The organism is uncultured Rikenella sp., from assembly GCF_948810725.1.
Classification (GTDB): domain Bacteria; phylum Bacteroidota; class Bacteroidia; order Bacteroidales; family Rikenellaceae; genus Rikenella.
Map to the genome: position 1 here is coordinate 1 of NZ_CAQIVA010000041.1, position 16,033 is coordinate 16,033.

Consider the following 16,033-nt stretch of genomic DNA (forward strand, 5'->3'; position numbering starts at 1 on the left):
AAAGACAACCCTAACAAAACGCCCGATGGGCGCCCCGGCGGGACGGAGCGATACTACGTATCGCTTAAGCTGTTCGGCCCAGTTCTTTGATGCGCGCCTTGGGAAATCCAGTCAAAACGCACAAGTGCATTTTGACAAGATTTCCCTTTTACGGCGGCGGCGCACGATGGGTTTGAGGGGACTGTTCTTTCTGTGAACAGAAAGAACCAAAGAAACTTTAGAGCGCATCCCTACGGGATGCTATGGCCGGGTCTGCCCTAACCTCGCGACAACCTCTACCCCGATAGGATGGGCTACGGCAGGGAGGTGCGGAGCTTCGATAGACCGGCCCGAGACAAAGGACTCGCACCGAAACGCTCGACAAACTCGGCGGCGGACATCTCCTGCCACTCTTCCGCTGTCACTGACAACTGGGCCGGATTCGCCTCCAGGCCGGAACCGACCGGAGATAACGGCATCTCGGCCTGGTTGTTATACGGGCAGACCTCCATGCAACGGTCGCAACCGAAAATCCGTCCTGCCAAAGCTGCACGAAACTCTGCCTCGACCGCTTCGCGACGTTCGATGGTCTGGTAAGAGAGGCACCGACGCGCATCAAGCGTCCGGGGTGCGACGATTGCGCCGGTGGGACAGGCTTCCATACACCGGCTGCAACTGCCGCAGCCGTTCGGCACGCCGATCGGCGGGACGTAATCGTCCGGCAGCGGGACGTCCAACAACAACAGACCGATGAGGATGAAGCTCCCCAAGCGGGGATGAACCAACATCGAGCTGCGGCCTATCCATCCCAAGCCGGCCCGAACGGCCCAGGCCCGTTCGAAAGCCGGGGCGCTGTCGACCACTGCCCGACCCTTGGCCGCTGCAAACCCTTCGTGACGGCGAATCGCGTCCAACAAATGCCGCATGTTCCGCTTCAGGACGTCGTGGTAATCCCGACCCCAGGCGAAACGGGCGATTCGAGGCACTCCTTCCGGCTGGCGCACGGCGGGAGGACGGCGATAGGAGGTCAGGGTCACGACCACGCTGCGAACTTCGGGAAACAGTCTCCGCAGATCGTGCCGATAGGCGGCCGAACGGGCCAGATACCCCATGTCGGCGCCGTAACCGGCCGAGAGCCATCTCTGAAAGCGTTCCCGCTCGGCTTCCAACGGGGCATAAGCGACGACACCTGCGGCCGAAAAGCCGCAGGTGTCGCATTCGTTCCGGACGATTTCATCCAGTCTGTCCATAAAACCGAGGGGGTCAGTCGTTCAACAAAAACGAGAGCTCTTCACCCGCTGCCAACTCGCGCGGAGGGGTTCCGTAACGGAACAGCCGCATGGTGCGGGGCCCGATCAGCGAGAGGTTCCGCCCTTCGACCCGCAGCATGCACCCTTCGCGCAATCCGGCGACGCGCATCCCTTTGTTGGCGGCGATGTACTCTTCGATGCGCATCTCGCGCGTCTCGCCGGCATGTCCTTCGGGATGGGCATCGAGATAGTGCGGGTTGATCTGGAAGGGAATGAGTCCCAAGGCTTTGAACGAGAGGGGTTCCACGATCGGCATGTCGTTGGTGGTGCAGATCGTGGGGCAGCTCATATTGGAGCCGGCGCTCCACCCGACATAGGGCACGCCGCGCTCCAGAACGGCTTCGCGAATGGGTTCGTAGAGGCCCTGATCCTGCATGGTCTTGGCCAGGTGGAAGGTGTTGCCGCCTCCCACGACAATCGCCTGCGCATTCCGAACGGCTTGCACCGGATCGGCGTAGGTGTGGACGGAGTCGACTTCGACGCCGAACTCGGCGAAGCGGTTGGCGACTTTGGCCTGGTAGTCGTCGTAGCTGAAGGTCACGGCGGCGTAGGGAACGAACAGCACGCGTTTCACGGGGGTGGCCGAAATGGCCAGAAAATCGGCGATCTGCTGTTTGGGGTATTCCAGATAGGCTTCGCCTGCGTTGGTGGAGTTGCTGATAAGGAGAAGGCGCATGGTTATTTATGTTTTTTAATGGTAGGGTTCGGAGCGGGGTTCGCGAGCGGCATATCGGTATATGGTTGGGCCGGTCGCCGAAGGGCCCACCACAGGATCGCGCCGCCGGCAACGATGAATGGCAGGCTGAGTATCTGGCCCATATTCAGAATCATATCCTGCTCCCACGCTTCCTGGGGCTGTTTGATGGATTCGATCAGGAACCGAACGCTGAAAAGCAGGATCAAAAAGAGGCCGAAGAGTACACCGCGTTTCTGTTCGGCGAGACGGGTGCGCCAATACAAATGGGCCAGCAGAAAGAAGATGGCCAGATAGGCCAATGCTTCGTAGATCTGGGTCGGGTGCATGGGTACGGTCTCATGGGCACGCAGAAAAATGAAGCCCCAGGGCAGGGTGGTCGGGTCGCCGTAGATCTCGGAGTTCATGAGGTTGCCGAACCGCACGAGGGCGCCGGCCAGCGGTACCATCACGGCGACGCGGTCGAGAATCCAGATGTAGGGAAACTTCCACTTCCGGGCGAAGAGCCACAGCCCGAGGAGCAGCCCCAGGGCGGCTCCGTGGCTGGCCAATCCGCCGCCGCGAATATCAAGCAGCTTGATCCACGGAAAACTGTCCATGAAGGGGTGCAGGAAGTACTCTTGGGGCTCGTAAAAGAGGCAGTGGCCGAGGCGGGCGCCGATAATGGTGGCGAGAACGCCGTACAGAAAACCGGAGTCTACGAGCCGGGGGTCGAGCCCCTCGCGACGCACCATCCGGGCGAAAAGCCACAGACTGCTGAGCAGGGCGAGGGCCCACAAAACGCCGTACCAGGCGATTTCGAAACTGCCGAACGAAAAGGCGACGGGGTCGACGTTCCACTCGACGAAAAGTTGTGTCATAACGATCTTGCTTTTGTTGACTTCCTGAAGTAACAAAGATACGATTTTCCTGTGTCTACCCGCAGGGAACTGCCGCTTTCTTGTAAGAAAGCGGCGCAAAGAACTTTCGTGATAGCTACGCTACGCCTTAGGCTCCGCAGTCCTCATTATCTGTGGTTCCTTTTGGGTCGGGGCGAACGGCGCGCATGAGGTTGAGCTCGCATTAGCGCGCCGTTCGCTCCCGGCCCAAAGAAGAGTCCGAGAGTTGGGCTGCCGGCAGCGGGAGGATGCGTGAGCATCCGTCGAAAGTATTTTGGGTACCTTTTCTAAAGAAAAGGTACGGTTCCAGCCGGGGCAAAGATAAAAAACGGATATCCTTACTGCCTGAAGCAAGGATATCCGTTGAAGGATGCGAGATTCAACAAGCTGTTGAAACCCGATATTACTCTTGTTCCGCAACCGGTTCCAACCGAATCAATAACTGGCGGATAATCGGATCCATATGGAACGGATTGTAGGTATCCGGAATGAACAACTCGATAACATACGGTTTATCGATCTGAGTCGGGGCCAGGGTAATCGAGAACAAGGCCACCGTATCCCCCGGACTGAACAGCGCTACAGGATAATAATCCTTTAAGAATCCGCTCGGTTCGGGTTCTACGGTTTGCATCTGGAAGTGCCGCCCCTCTTCGGCGGTCGTCGAAGAGGTCACACTCACATTGGTAACCAAAGTCTGCGACCGGTCGGGCCGGGTCAGGCAGACCGGAATCGTCACCGAGTTCATAGACGGGGTCACTTTCACGACCATCTCTTCCTGCAGGAAAGAGACGCGTCCCTCGGCTCTCGGCCCGGTAAATGTCTGCGGTTCCGTTTTTTTACAGGCCACAACCGATAACCCAAGCCATACAAGAAGCAAATACCGTTTCATAAAGCACTAACTAAAGTTCGATGTGAAGCCAGCCCGAGGACGGTTGTGTTCCCGAAGACATAACCGTTAAATCGGCAATAGACAATTGGGACATATCGGCTTTTCTTCCAAATTCAAATCTCGAATTGCAACTAATCCTACTTGTCCATACCCCCTGTCCAATAACTTTACCCGCAAGTGTTGAACTTAGATATTTCCAGTTTTGCAGGAAAGTTGCATCATAATCTCGATTGGCAAAGGTGAAATAGTAATCGGCTTTGTAGTCGTTCCAGCCGAAGAGGTTTTTCTTCTGAGCGGTCACCTGGATGTAAACGATGTCATTGACCAAGTAAGCCCATGCCCAACACTTCTTTTTCTTGGTTTTGATAAAGACCTGATTGGTTTTGGTCTCCTGGGTGATGCGGGTCGTCACATCTCCATTCCCGGCTGCCTGCGCCACGCGGTAATACATGGTCTGCTCGAACGAGTCGTAGTTGTAGTTCACGGTCTGACCGCCCACAATCACATCCCCGTCGGCGTTCAAAATCATTTCATAGGCGAACCGATTGGCGGCTACGTAAGGCTGGTAGTCCTCTTCTTCCAAATTGTCATTGAAAAGGAATCGGCCCTGGTATTTCGCCTTGAAAGCGGGGTATTCGTCCAACGAGCTCATCGACCGGAACTCTTCCAGAGCGGCTTCGCGGGCCATCTCCTGCGAAACGAATCCCAAGGAGTCGTACCACGCAGCCAAAGCCTGTTCGTCTTTTCCGAGCAGCATCGAAAGGGTCTTCTCAATGGCCGCTTCGTCGGCGAAGCAAAGTTTACCGTCGCGAACCGTTACGGTCGTAGCGGTTTCGGTCGCCGCTTTCGTCGTAACGGGCTGAGCCTCTTCCCAAAGGGTCATTTTGTTGCAAGCGGTCAAAGCGATTGCACCGCACGCTGCAAAAATCAGTTTTTTCATCATAAAAAGTAAATTTAGTTAATAAATAGCCCGAAAAATCCGTACAATATTATTACGTATCGAACATTTCGACTGCAAATATAAAAGCAATAGAAATAAGAAACAAAAAGAATAAAATATTATATCAAATTTTTACGGGTTTTATTTTTTACTCTTGTGCGATCTGTGTGTACCGAGCACACTCGATCACTTCAAGGATTCCGAGTGCAAACATAGACAAAAATCCTATGCGCGCAAAACGGGCTGTGCTTAGGATTCGATGTCGGGCCCGACGACCGAAGAAGGTGTCTGCTCTTCCGGCCGGCGGCCGAAGCTGCGGCGGAGCCAGCGAGGCAGGATAATCACTCCCATAATCAGATACGGATAATAGGTCACCAGGCGCCACAACAGCGCGATCACCGCCGCCGCTCCCACCTGTACCGAAGCGCCGGCCGGAATCACGTCGCTCAGGAAGTGGGTGAAAATGTACTCGGCAAAGCCGCTACCGCCGGGGGTCGGCGCTACGAGCATCATGATCCACATCGCCAGCTGGCGGGCGAAGACCAAAAACTGGTCGCTCAGCGTGAAAAACGCCATGAACAACGCGTTGGCCACCAAATACCGGGAACTCCACGACAGAAACGTGGCTGCAAAAGACTGGAGCCAGAACAGGGGCCGATAGCGCCGGATCTCGATCGCGCTCCGGACGATGCCGTTGCCCGCTTCGACGGCCCCGGCTTTCCACCGCCGCAACCCGGGCAACGAAAAAAGACGCACAAGGAGCCATTTCAAGCCACGGGGGTTGAAGAAGAGGCCGTAGCTCAACAGGAGCAGGTAGGCGAGTTTCAGCCCGTAGCCGATGGTGGCGAAGAGCATGAGCTGGTGGCCCATCGGCCCGCCGAAGAGGCGGTCGCCGCCGACGATGAAAAAAACGACCGGAAAGAGCAGGGCGAAGTAGAGCTCGTCGAAAAACGAGGTGAGCATCACGATCGCTGCGCTCCGGCCGACGGGCACGCCCTCTTTGTGGACGAAGACGATCGCGACGCTGGTTCCGCCGATGGCCGAGGGGGTCACGGCGGAGGTGAACTCCCACAGCATGGTGATCCGAAAGGCTTGTCGCCAGCCGAGGTCGTTGCGGCTGAAGAGGCGCAGGCGGATGATGTAGCCGAGGTCGCGACCGGCCATGAACACAAAGGCGATCAGCACGAACAGCAGGGCGCGCCAGGTGAAACGGATCGATTCGAATACGGCGGGGTCGAACTCGCGCCAGATCATCCACGCCACCCACCCGAGCCCCAGTACGACGGGGAGGATGATTTTCCAGAGTTTGACGCGACCGACGGTATTTTTCTCCATAGAAAAAGCTGCGTTGCAAGGCCGGCTCGGGGCCGGCGGTGAGTCGCAAAGATAAGATTTCCCGGCCGAACGGCCAGCGGGTGGCACGCGGCGGCAGTTCGGCCCGCCCGGCGGAGGGGGAGGCGCATTCTCCGCCCGGTCGCTCAAAATCCATGCGGTCGAGGGCCAAAGGAGACGGCGGAGGGGAGATTGGGGCGAAAAGCGGCGAGGCAGTTCGGCCCGCCCGGCGGGGGGCGCGTTTTCCGCCCGGTCGCTCGAAATCCATGCGGTCGAGGGCCAAATGAAACGGCGGAGGGGCGATTTGATGCGACTGGCGAAAAATCGTATTTTTGTCCTCAAACAACTGCTCGGCTCCATGGATATTCTTGTACGTATTCTCCAAATCATCGGTTCGCTGGGGCTGCTTCTTTTCGGCATGAAGCTGATGAGCGAGGCGTTGCAACGGGCGGCGGGCAGCCGGCTCAGACAATCGATGGGACGGGCCGGAGAGACGATCGGCTCGCAAATCGGGGCGGCGGCGACGGTCACGGCTACGGTGCAGTCGTCGAGCGCGACGTCGGTCACGATCGCGGGATTCACCCACGCGGGGCTGATCGACTTGCGACGGGCGATCGGACTGATGATGGGCGCCAATATCGGCACGGTGGCGACGGTATGGGTCATCGCGCTGTTCGGATTCGCGCTGCGGGTGTCGGTCATCTCGATCCCGCTGGTGGGGCTGGGGTTCGCTTTCGTGCTGCTCCGCAAGAACCGATATCGCGACCTGGGGGAGACGGTCATCGGTTTCGCGCTGATGCTGCTGGGGCTCTCGGTGTTGCAGGCGTCGACGAACGCGGTGGCGGCCCATACGGGGTTTTTCGACGAGTTGGCGACTTATGCGGGGCTGGGATATCCGTCGATCGTGGTCTTCCTGCTGATCGGCGTCCTGCTGACGGCGGTGCTGCAATCGTCGGCCGTGACGATCGCGATGACGATGATTCTGTGTCAGGGAGGATGGCTGCCGTTGGAGACGGGGGCGGCGATGGTGCTGGGGGCAAATATCGGCACGACGGCGACGGCGGTGTTGGCGACGACGACGCTCAACACGTCGGCACGACGGGCGGCGCTGGCGCATACGGCGATCAACCTCTTCGGGGCGTTGTGGTGCGCGCCGCTGCTGCCGTGGATCGTGCCGGGAATCATTCTGTGCTTCGGGCTGTTCGGCGGGTTGTGGGCGGGCTGCACGCCGTTGATGCTGGCTTTTTTCGACACGGTTTTCAATCTGCTGAATGTCTTTATCGCGGCGAATTTCATCCCGCAGCTGATGAAGTTGCTGGCGCGGATCCTGCCGCACGAGGCGTCGGACGACCGGAGGAGGCTGCTGGCGCTGGACTCGGGGATGATCTCGACGCCGGAGCTGGCCCTGATGCAGGCGCATCACGAAATCGCGACGCATGCCAAACGGATGCTCAAGATGTTCAACATGGTGCGCGAGCTGACGTGCACGCGTCAGCTGGAGGAGTTCCGAAGGGGATATGCGCATGTGGAGAAATACGAACGGATTACGGATCGGGTGGAACGGGAGATCGTGGTTTTCCTGTCGCACATCGTCTCGCAGGACAACAGCGAACGGGCGACGGTGCGGTTGCAGCGGATGTTCCGCACGGTGTCGGACATCGAGCTGATCGGGGACGAAAATCTGGAGCTGGCCCGGACGATCCGGGCGAAACGGGAGCGGGATCTGTGGTTCGACCGCACGCTGAGGGAGGATGCGGAACGGCTGTACGACATGACGGAGGAGGCGATCTACCGGATGACGCTCTGTCTGGAACATCCGGAACCGGAGGAGGTGGGGCAGGCGCGCAAGCTGGGCGAAGTGGTGCGGAGCTGGGCGGAGGGAAGGCGAACGGAGCTGCTGGCGCGGTTGGGAGAGGAGGGGGCGAATCCGACGGCGGTCTTTTTCTTTCTCGAACTGACGGAGCGGTGTGCGAAGCTGGTCGGCACGGCGACGCGCATGGCGGTGGAGCAGGCCGAGGAGGCGATGTAAGGTTTCAATGGCCTGTGAGACGCTTGTTTCTTCTCTTCGTTTTCGCCTTATCGGCGGGCGGGCCGTTCCGGACGGGGGCGACGGAGCGCGGAACGACGCTGGTGGTGGCGACTTACAATGTCTGTAATCTTTTCGACACGATCAACGATCTGGGCATAGCGGACGAGGTGCCGACGCCGGAGGCGTGGCGACGCAAAACGGAGCGGCTGGGGCGGACGATCGGGGCGATGGCGCCGGATGTGATCGCGCTGTGCGAGGTGGAGAACGCGGGGGTGCTGGATGCGTTGCTCGGCTCGCCGGGGCTGGCGGGAGAGGAGTATCGCCATATCCACTACGATTCGCCGGACAGGCGGGGCATCGATGTGGCGCTGCTCTACCGGGCCGACCGGATGAGGCTGACGGGGGCGGAACCGATCCGGATGGCGACGGACTATCCGACGCGGGATGTCTTGCGGGCGGAGTTCTCGGTGGAGGGGGCGACGAGGCCGCTGGTGGTCTATGCGGTTCACCTGCCTTCGCGCCGGGGCGGCTATCATCGGGCGACGCGGGCGAGGGAGGAGATGGCGGCACGGCTCGATGCGCATGCGGCGGCGGACAGCGCGGCGGCGACGGTGGTGCTGCTGGGGGATTTCAACGAGAATCCGTCGTCGAGGCTGGTTCGCCGCCGGCTGGAGGGGTGGAGGCCGTTAGCGGCAGGGGCGCATGGACGGGGCGAGGGGTCGTATGCCTGGCACGATGTGTGGCTGATGTTCGACCAGATTTTCGTGGGGCGGGGGACGGTGGCGGAGGAGGCGCGGGTCTTTCTGCGGCAGGGGATGCTGACACGGACGGGACGTTTCGAGGGGTATCCGGATCGGGAGCTGAGCGACCATCTGCCGGTCTATACGCGCATTCTATTACGGTAAATTTTATTTACATTTGTAATTACTCACTTAATCACAAATCGTTATGGCACTGACGATCAATCGCGACTTGCGCCGCAGCGCACAGACGGCTCTGGCCGGAAAATGGACGCCGGCGGTGCTGACTACGCTGGTCTACATGTTACTGGCCTGCGTCTGTTCATACATTCCGTATCTGAATTTCCCGGCCTCGCTGCTGGTGCTGCCGGTGCTGGGGTTCGGGTATCAGGTCATCTTCCTGAACGTGATGCGGTCGGGGAATTATCCGGAAATCAACGCCCTCTTCAACGGCTTCCGCAACTACGGCAAGACGCTGGGGACGATGCTTCTGATGGCGATTTATGTCTGGCTGTGGAGTCTGTTATTCCTGATTCCGGGGATCATCAAGTCGTATTCGTATGCGATGACGCCGTTCATCCTGAACGATGAGCCGGAGCTGGGGGCGGACGAGGTGATCTGCAAGAGTATGGCGATGATGAGGGGGCACAAGATGAAGCTGTTCTTGCTGGACCTGAGTTTCATCGGCTGGATTCTGCTGGCGATAGTGACGCTGGGGATCGGGTTTCTGTGGCTGGTTCCGTGGATGGAGAGTGCGCGGGTGGCGTTCTATCTCGACCTGAAGCGGGAGGCGCAGCAGGGGGCATAGGACGGGTCTCCCCGCCCCGGGCTACCGCCATCGGATATCGGGATCTTTGTCCTATGTCGGCGCCGATGGTTACAGTTGGTCTTCCGCTATCAAAGATACAGATGGATTACACTTGGGATTTGGATTGACATGGCTTACTCCCTGTCGCATCTATGGCAGCGCTCACGGTTTTCAGTTGCGTTGCCTCTCGGAATAAACGCCGCGGGCCCGCGGGGGCAATGGACTGGAACTACCCTAAGTAACCGACAGCCTCTACCCTACTTTTATTTGACGTTGCCGGTCAGAACCAGCCGGGGGCTGCATGAGCATAGCGAGGTTGCGGCCCTACGCCGGAGGTGGCGCCGGCCCGCACGACCCGTAGGGTCGCAGAAGCAACAACTCATTCATCTCCTCAATTCTTTCGTGTTCGAGCCGCGCGCTCCGGGGGTGGGCCAAAGGCCCAGCGCGCAGGCCCGGCGACCCTAAAGGGTCGCAAGAGCACCGCCCAAAAGTTTAGCCCAACTCTCCGCCCGTTCGTCCTCGGGCGCCCCCCCGGCGCCCGCCTTCGGCGTTCGCTGCGCTCCGAGGACGGCGATTCACTCTTAAGCCTATAGCAATTCGTCGCCAGCGGAGGCGCAAAAGCAACGCCTATTCGCACGTGAGTTAAGCGGGTCGAAGCCTGCGGGGCCCACAGCAACGTCAGTTGCGGGCCTCCGCAGCGGGAGGCTTCGGCCCGCGCGACTCTGGGAGTCGCAGAAGTTCGGCCAACAGTTTAGCCCAACTAACTCACGGCCCAAAACACTGCCCCGTGTCGGCATCATTGCGGCTCCGCTGTCGCTCCGTCACGTTTTCATGCGCCGTTCTTTGTCCGCGCGCTGGCGGAAATCTTGTTAGAACAATTCACGATTGTTCTAACGATTTCCTTCTCCAGCAATCGCGCGCGGTCGAGCTTTGTCCCGTCTAAAACTGCCCTGCGCGGGCGGCGTCCGGGTGACCCCGGCGGGACGGAGCGATACTGCGTATCGCTTAATCTGCTCAACCCAATTCTTGGTGCGCGCCGGGGAAATCTTGTCAAAACGTGCTAGCACATTTTGACGATTTCCCTTTTAAGGCGTCGGCGCGCGTATGTCCTACAAGAGGGGACTGCGCTCGGACCGCGCGGGCCACACTTAGTAAGGCAGAAATAACCCTAACAAAATACCCTATGGGTGCGGGGACGGGAAATGCTTACGCATTTCCACTGGCAGCCTCTACCCCAATAACGCCCTCGGTCGCGTGTGGAAGAATTGTTGAAAAAACTCCCAAAAAAGAGGCACGAACAGCCTCTTTTTTCGGCTATCTTTGCCTTTGACAAAGAAGCTATCTATGACCGAACAAAAAGTAGAACTGGATATCGAACTGAACGAAGAGGTGGCGCAGGGTACGTATGCCAATCTGGCGGTGATCTCGCATTCGACGTCGGAGTTCGTGCTGGACTTTATCCGCATGATGCCGGGAATGCCGAAGGCGCAGGTCAAAAGCCGGGTGATTCTCACGCCGGAACATGCGAAACGGCTGCTCCTGTCGCTCCAGGAGAATGTGGCGCGGTATGAAAGTATCGTGGGGAAGATCGAGATGCACACGCCGGATACGCCGCCGATCAATGGGTTCGGGAATAACTCGTATTGCTGACCTCTCGGAGACCGAACCGTAAAACAGCGGGCGGCGCGAAAAAAATCGCGCCGCCCGCTTCCGTTTCAGACAAACCAGGATCAGACAAACCGATAGCCGCACAACATCCCTGAGGCGGTCAGCCACAGCGTCCGATGATCTGAAAGTTTTCTTTCAAGATAATACTGACTGGGCTCAATCGGCGTCCCATTCAACTCCGGGATAACCTCCGCTTCGAGCTGCCATGTCTCTCCGTCAAAAGCCAGAACAAAAAAACGCCTGTAAAAATCCTCGTATCCCCCATCGAAAAGCAACCGCTGTCCATCCGGAGTCACCGCGAAAGCTTCGCTATCCCGCACCTCGACAACGCCGCGCAACGACGAAACGATCACCTCGTTTCGATCCTGTAGAAAGTCCCGCAGCATGATCTCCCCGTCCTTATAGAACCACAGCCTGCCCTGAGTGTCCTGACTGATCGCATCGCATTCACTGCACGGGTTTTCCTGATAATCCCCCGCACTCCACACATTCCGTCCATCCGACCGCCAAGCAGTCAAGCCTGTCCAACCAATCGGGTGCGACTCATCTGTTTCTCCTCCCCAACCATAGTTTCCCCACACTCCCTCGTCGAAATAACTTGTAACGATGGTCCCGTCTTTCAGCACTAAGCATTGTTCGATCCCGTCGCCGAAACAATAATCCCGTCTGACCGTTCCGTCCCGACCTATCAACAATCCGTTCCGTTCCGGATCGCCGTCGTTATACCGGCACCGACACCATACTAACAAAAAATCGTCGCCCAGTGCAGAAACCCAACAATACTCTGTCCGATAGCCGTCCCCGAGATCATACACCTGCTTCCCTATACACCGCCCCGCCTCCCAATCGATATCGAGTACCGCCACCAGATAAGAATACAAGTCCTTGGAATTCCAGTCCTTGAACAACAGATAGACTCGCCCGTCGTTCGCCCCCACTGCATAATCGCACAAAGCTTCGTGCGTAAACCGCGCCCCCGCCACAATCTCCTCCAACGACATCATCTCGAACAACGGCAACGACTCTTTTCTCAACATCTTTCGTTTCAGATGGCGTCTCCCAGGGCGTTGTAGAACTTGTATTCGATCATCCCGAGAGAGTCGTTCGGTATCACTTTGATCACTGCGCCGTATTTCACGCACCACTTGGCGCGCTTGCTGAACAGACCGCCCCGATTGATATAGGCGGCTACGTACGGATGGACGTGAACGGTCAGCAGTTTGTAGTGCTTCTCTTTGGCGTAATAGGCGATCTGGTTCTCGATCTGGGCGTCGAGCAGCACGGAGGGCGCGATCTCGCCTGTCCCGTGGCAGGTGGGGCACTTCTCGTTGATAACGATCTGGGTCTCGGGACGTACCCGCTGCCGGGTGATCTGCATCAGGCCGAACTTCGTCAAGGGTAGGATGTTGTGCTTGGCCCGGTCGGTGGACATCGCTTTGCGCATCGCTTCTAACACGGCGTTCCGGTTCTGGGCGGTGTGCAGGTCGATGAAGTCGATCACGATAATCCCGCCCATATCTTTCAACCGCAGCTGACGCGCGATCTCCGGCACGGCGTTCAGGTTGCACTCCAGGGCGTTGGCTTCCTGGGTCTCGTCGCTCTTGGCGCGCTTGCCGCTGTTGACGTCGATGACGTGCAGCGCTTCGGTGTGCTCCACAATCAAGTATGCGCCCCGCTTGAACACCACTGTCCGTCCGAAGAGCTGTTTGATCTGTTTGGTGATGTCGAACTGGTCGAAGATGGGGATGTTCCCTTTGTAGAGTTTGACGATCTTCTCGGCTTCGGGCTCGATGGCGGAGATGTATTCCTTCACTTCGTGGAAGATCTGTTCGTTGTCTACGTGGATGTGGGTGAAGGAGTCGTTGAGCAAATCCCGCAGGATGGTGGTGGTCCGGCTCTCTTCGCCCAGGAGCAGGTAAGGGGGTTGGGCGTGTTGCAAGGCGGACAGCGCTCCTTCCCATTTCGAGATGAGGTGGGTGATGTCGGCTTCGATATCTTCGGCGGATTTCCCTTCGGCGGCGGTGCGCACGATGGCGCCGTAGTTCCGGGGCAGGATCCCCTCTACGATCCCTTTGAGGCGCTTTTTCTCTTCGTTGGAGCGTATCTTCTGCGAGATGTGCACTTTGTTGGAGAGGGGGATCAGCACGAGGTGCCGTCCGGCGATGGAGATGTCGCTGGTCACACGGGGCCCTTTGGTCGAAATGGGCTCTTTGGCGATCTGGACGATAATATGCTGGCCGTTGTTGAGCACGCCGGCGATTTTCCCCTCTTTGCCGAGGTCGTTCTGCACTTTGATGGAGGAGAAGTCGATCTTCTGGTGGCGGCCGTTCACGTGTTTGACGAGGTCGTTCAGGGAGTGGAAGGCGGGGCCGAGGTCGAGGTAGTGCAGAAAGGCGTCTTTCTGGTATCCCACATCGACGAAGGCGGCGTTGAGTCCGCCCATCACTTTGTGCACTTTACCGAGGTAGATGTCGCCGACGGTGAAGGAGCTTTTGGTCTTCTCGCGGTTGAGTTCGACGAGTTGCCCGTCTTCGAGGAGGGCGATCTCGATCTCGCTGCCGGTCGAGTGGATGACTAACTCTTTTGTCATGTCGTTTGTCGTATATATATGATAAACGGTTCGTCCGGCCGTTTGGTATCCGGAGGGTGCCGGAGGCGGGGCGGAGGAGCCGGGGTGGGTCGAAAAAACGAAACCTAAAGACCGCCGCGCTGAATAGTCCGGGGACTTTAGGTTTTCGAGTGTCGGTCTTCGCCGGGGAAGAGGACGCGGGAAAGGAGAGCGGCTCGGGGCCGGTCTGTCCGTATGCGTGAGGGTTCTTCCCGGGCAAAAGGGAGGATCTACCTACTTTTTCTTTTTATGACGGTTCTTGCGAAGCCGTTTTTTGCGCTTGTGGGTAGATATTTTGTGCCGTTTTCTTTTTTTTCCGCTTGGCATAACTACTGTGGATTAAGGTTTGACAATCGGGTTAATTATTTCTTGGCGATGGATTTGGCTTTCACTTCCCCGGCAAAGGTTTTGGAGGGTTTGAAGGCCGGAATGTTGTGCGCCGGAATGGTGATGGTGGTGTTCTTGGAGATATTGCGGGCCACTTTCTGGGCGCGCCGTTTGATGATAAAGCTGCCGAAACCGCGCAGGTAGACGTTATTGCCTGCCATCATGGAGTCTTTGATATTTTCCATGAAAGATTCCACAACTTGCTGCACCTGTACTTTTTCGATACCGGTACTTTTTGCGATTTCGCCTACGATATCCGCTTTTGTCATGACGAGTGTCGTTTTATTTATTTGTATGATTATGATTCGATTACGTTCGAAACGGATTGCAAATATAGAGTAAATTATCGAGATTCGTTCTACAAAAGTGAATTTAATAGCTCTTGAAGGCTGATTTTCAGAAGGGGATGCAGGAAGTCGGGGCAGATTTCGGCGGCGGGGCGGAGGACGAAGTGCCGCCGGGGGATCTGTGGGTGGGGGATGGTGAGGCGTGGGGTGTCGAGGATGAGGGAGTCGTAGAAGAGGATGTCGAGGTCGATGGGGCGCGACTGGTAGAGGCGTTGTCCGTCGGGGGTATACTCGGGGAGGTGGGCGGGGCGGCCGAGGCGGTGTTCGATTTGCTGGAGGGTGTCGAGCAGGCGGAGGGGGCTGGCGGTGGTCTGGAGGAGGAGGACTTGGTTCAGGAAGGGGTTCACGGGTCGGGTGTCGGAAAAGGTGCCCCAGGGTTCGGTCTGGTATTCGCGGGAGGCGAGGAGGATCGGGCCGAGGGTCTCGGCGATCTGTTGCCGGGCGGCGGCGAGCAGTCTCTCGGGTTCGTCGGCGTTGCTGCCGAGGGAGAGCAGGGCGCGATGGGGGTGGGTCATGGTTTCGTGAAGGATTTTGTTTCGTGAAGGATTTTGAAGAAGGGGGAAGATAGCGGACTGGCCTGGCTTTTGTGTACCGGTTCGCCGCGCCCCGGGCTACCGTCTGTGGGAGGCGGGCTCGCTATTGGGTGCGGGCAACTACGGGTACAGTTGGTCGTGTACGCCGGTGACGGGCGGTGTCACGGTGCGGTATTTGGACTTCTACATGCAGGAGCTCCGCCACAGCTACGCGCACAATCGCGGCCATGGTTTTCAGTTGCGCTGCCTCTCGGAATAAACGGACGCACAGCGTCTTTTACTACCAGCCTCTACCCCAACTTGAAACTGAGGCGGCCTGATTGTTTAGGGTAGAGGCGGCCAGCTGAGGGCCGAGCGGCACGCCCCGGGCAATCGCTACTCGAGCTCGGGCGCACCGGTGAGCGTCGGCAATAGCGGGTTCAGTTGGTCTTCCGCCACGAGCGGCAGCGGCGGCCTGGACTTGGGTTTCTATTCGCAGAGCCTCAGCACCAGCTACTCGGACTTCCGAGCCAACGGTTTTCCGTTGCGTTGCCTCTCGGAATAAACGGTGCCGCTCGGCACTCGAAAGCTATCCGGGTCTACCCTATCTGTGGATTGACTTTATGCGGCCGGGGCCAGCGGGGGCCGCACAAGCATCGCGAAGTGGCGGCCCTACGCCGGGGTGGCTTCGGTCCGCGCGACCCAAAGGGTCGCAGAAGCAACAACTCATTCATCTCCTCAATTCTTTCGTGTTCGAGCCGCGCGCTCCGGGGGTGGGCCAAAGGCCCAGCGCGCAGGCCCGGCGGTTCTACGAACCGCAAAAGCACGGCCCATTCGTCCTCGGTTTAAGCGGGTTGAAGCCTGCGGGGCCCACAGCAACGTCAGTTGCGGGCCTCCGCGGTCGGAGGC

18 protein-coding genes are annotated in these 16,033 nt (G+C 58.4%); 8 read left to right on the forward strand and 10 right to left on the reverse strand.

Annotated elements, in window-relative coordinates; translation table 11 throughout:
* The coding region (locus Q9S52_RS08840; protein ID WP_304708855.1) for a hypothetical protein at window positions 1–196 on the forward strand (196 nt) is incomplete at its 5' end.
* A gap of 97 nt (window positions 197–293) precedes the next feature.
* On the opposite strand, the gene queG is transcribed toward Q9S52_RS08840, so the two are convergent.
* The 6 genes from queG to Q9S52_RS08870 form a co-directional block, all read right to left on the reverse strand.
* Complete coding sequence (queG, locus tag Q9S52_RS08845; protein WP_304708856.1) at window positions 294–1,229, reverse strand: tRNA epoxyqueuosine(34) reductase QueG; 936 nt, start codon at window positions 1,227–1,229, stop codon at window positions 294–296.
* A gap of 13 nt (window positions 1,230–1,242) precedes the next feature.
* Window positions 1,243–1,965, reverse strand: coding sequence for a dipeptidase PepE (pepE, locus tag Q9S52_RS08850; RefSeq protein ID WP_304708857.1), 723 nt, complete (start codon window positions 1,963–1,965; stop codon window positions 1,243–1,245).
* 2 nt (window positions 1,966–1,967) lie between these two features.
* Entirely contained in the window at window positions 1,968–2,843 is an 876-nt protein-coding gene (gene lgt, locus Q9S52_RS08855) for a prolipoprotein diacylglyceryl transferase (protein WP_294593830.1), read from the reverse strand.
* A gap of 421 nt (window positions 2,844–3,264) precedes the next feature.
* A complete protein-coding gene (locus tag Q9S52_RS08860; protein ID WP_304708858.1) occupies window positions 3,265–3,609 on the reverse strand; it encodes a hypothetical protein in 345 nt (114 codons plus the stop codon).
* Window positions 3,610–3,763: 154 nt separating this feature from the next.
* Window positions 3,764–4,696, reverse strand: coding sequence for a hypothetical protein (locus Q9S52_RS08865; RefSeq protein ID WP_304708859.1), 933 nt, complete (start codon window positions 4,694–4,696; stop codon window positions 3,764–3,766).
* Between the two features lie 246 nt (window positions 4,697–4,942).
* Window positions 4,943–6,028, reverse strand: a complete 1,086-nt coding sequence (locus tag Q9S52_RS08870) for a lysylphosphatidylglycerol synthase transmembrane domain-containing protein (RefSeq protein WP_297830576.1) — start codon at window positions 6,026–6,028, stop codon at window positions 4,943–4,945.
* A gap of 355 nt (window positions 6,029–6,383) precedes the next feature.
* On the opposite strand from Q9S52_RS08870, the gene Q9S52_RS08875 reads away from it, so the two are divergent.
* The 5 genes from Q9S52_RS08875 to Q9S52_RS08895 all read left to right on the forward strand — a co-directional run bounded on the left by Q9S52_RS08875 (window position 6,384) and on the right by Q9S52_RS08895 (window position 11,252).
* On the forward strand, window positions 6,384–8,054 hold the full coding sequence (locus Q9S52_RS08875; RefSeq protein WP_304708860.1) for a Na/Pi cotransporter family protein: 1,671 nt from the start codon (window positions 6,384–6,386) through the stop codon (window positions 8,052–8,054).
* Between the two features lie 14 nt (window positions 8,055–8,068).
* Window positions 8,069–8,959: an endonuclease/exonuclease/phosphatase family protein gene (locus Q9S52_RS08880; RefSeq protein WP_304708861.1), complete on the forward strand. Its 891-nt coding sequence runs from the start codon at window positions 8,069–8,071 to the stop codon at window positions 8,957–8,959.
* A 49-nt stretch (window positions 8,960–9,008) separates the two neighbouring features.
* The gene (locus Q9S52_RS08885; protein WP_370649003.1) at window positions 9,009–9,602 is read left to right on the forward strand and encodes a DUF975 family protein; all 594 of its coding nucleotides are present in this window, start codon (window positions 9,009–9,011) and stop codon (window positions 9,600–9,602) included.
* Window positions 9,603–9,648: 46 nt separating this feature from the next.
* A complete protein-coding gene (locus Q9S52_RS08890; protein WP_294593839.1) occupies window positions 9,649–9,798 on the forward strand; it encodes a hypothetical protein in 150 nt (49 codons plus the stop codon).
* 1,148 nt (window positions 9,799–10,946) lie between these two features.
* Window positions 10,947–11,252 (forward strand): DUF3467 domain-containing protein, encoded by a 306-nt coding sequence (locus tag Q9S52_RS08895; RefSeq protein ID WP_294594616.1) that lies wholly within the window; start codon window positions 10,947–10,949, stop codon window positions 11,250–11,252.
* 80 nt (window positions 11,253–11,332) lie between these two features.
* On the opposite strand, the gene Q9S52_RS08900 is transcribed toward Q9S52_RS08895, so the two are convergent.
* The 4 genes from Q9S52_RS08900 to folK form a co-directional block, all read right to left on the reverse strand.
* Window positions 11,333–12,307, reverse strand: coding sequence for a hypothetical protein (locus tag Q9S52_RS08900; RefSeq protein ID WP_304708863.1), 975 nt, complete (start codon window positions 12,305–12,307; stop codon window positions 11,333–11,335).
* Between the two features lie 8 nt (window positions 12,308–12,315).
* Entirely contained in the window at window positions 12,316–13,860 is a 1,545-nt protein-coding gene (locus Q9S52_RS08905) for an Rne/Rng family ribonuclease (RefSeq protein ID WP_294594617.1), read from the reverse strand.
* A 380-nt stretch (window positions 13,861–14,240) separates the two neighbouring features.
* Window positions 14,241–14,534 (reverse strand): HU family DNA-binding protein, encoded by a 294-nt coding sequence (locus Q9S52_RS08910; RefSeq protein ID WP_294594619.1) that lies wholly within the window; start codon window positions 14,532–14,534, stop codon window positions 14,241–14,243.
* An 89-nt stretch (window positions 14,535–14,623) separates the two neighbouring features.
* Window positions 14,624–15,127, reverse strand: a complete 504-nt coding sequence (folK, locus tag Q9S52_RS10715) for a 2-amino-4-hydroxy-6-hydroxymethyldihydropteridine diphosphokinase (protein ID WP_370649002.1) — start codon at window positions 15,125–15,127, stop codon at window positions 14,624–14,626.
* 124 nt (window positions 15,128–15,251) lie between these two features.
* Here folK and Q9S52_RS08920 point away from each other — a divergent pair, with 124 nt between their 5' ends.
* Window positions 15,252–15,404: a hypothetical protein gene (locus Q9S52_RS08920; RefSeq protein ID WP_304708865.1), complete on the forward strand. Its 153-nt coding sequence runs from the start codon at window positions 15,252–15,254 to the stop codon at window positions 15,402–15,404.
* Window positions 15,405–15,542: 138 nt separating this feature from the next.
* Window positions 15,543–15,689 carry a hypothetical protein gene (locus Q9S52_RS08925; protein ID WP_304708867.1) on the forward strand — a complete coding sequence of 49 codons (147 nt, stop codon included), beginning with the start codon at window positions 15,543–15,545 and terminating at the stop codon, window positions 15,687–15,689.
* Window positions 15,690–16,033 lie beyond the last annotated feature (344 nt).

What these genes read in the sequence shown, in the direction of transcription:
- queG (WP_304708856.1), bottom strand. Translation starts at nt 1,229, where the DNA reads ATGGACAGACTGGATGAAATCGTCCGGAACGAATGCGACACCTGCGGC.
- pepE (WP_304708857.1), bottom strand. Translation starts at nt 1,965, where the DNA reads ATGCGCCTTCTCCTTATCAGCAACTCCACCAACGCAGGCGAAGCCTAT.
- lgt (WP_294593830.1), bottom strand. Translation starts at nt 2,843, where the DNA reads ATGACACAACTTTTCGTCGAGTGGAACGTCGACCCCGTCGCCTTTTCG.
- Q9S52_RS08860 (WP_304708858.1), bottom strand. Translation starts at nt 3,609, where the DNA reads ATGAACTCGGTGACGATTCCGGTCTGCCTGACCCGGCCCGACCGGTCG.
- Q9S52_RS08865 (WP_304708859.1), bottom strand. Translation starts at nt 4,696, where the DNA reads ATGATGAAAAAACTGATTTTTGCAGCGTGCGGTGCAATCGCTTTGACC.
- Q9S52_RS08870 (WP_297830576.1), bottom strand. Translation starts at nt 6,028, where the DNA reads ATGGAGAAAAATACCGTCGGTCGCGTCAAACTCTGGAAAATCATCCTC.
- Q9S52_RS08875 (WP_304708860.1), top strand. Translation starts at nt 6,384, where the DNA reads ATGGATATTCTTGTACGTATTCTCCAAATCATCGGTTCGCTGGGGCTG.
- Q9S52_RS08895 (WP_294594616.1), top strand. Translation starts at nt 10,947, where the DNA reads ATGACCGAACAAAAAGTAGAACTGGATATCGAACTGAACGAAGAGGTG.
- Q9S52_RS08900 (WP_304708863.1), bottom strand. Translation starts at nt 12,307, where the DNA reads ATGTTGAGAAAAGAGTCGTTGCCGTTGTTCGAGATGATGTCGTTGGAG.
- Q9S52_RS08905 (WP_294594617.1), bottom strand. Translation starts at nt 13,860, where the DNA reads ATGACAAAAGAGTTAGTCATCCACTCGACCGGCAGCGAGATCGAGATC.
- Q9S52_RS08910 (WP_294594619.1), bottom strand. Translation starts at nt 14,534, where the DNA reads ATGACAAAAGCGGATATCGTAGGCGAAATCGCAAAAAGTACCGGTATC.
- folK (WP_370649002.1), bottom strand. Translation starts at nt 15,127, where the DNA reads ATGACCCACCCCCATCGCGCCCTGCTCTCCCTCGGCAGCAACGCCGAC.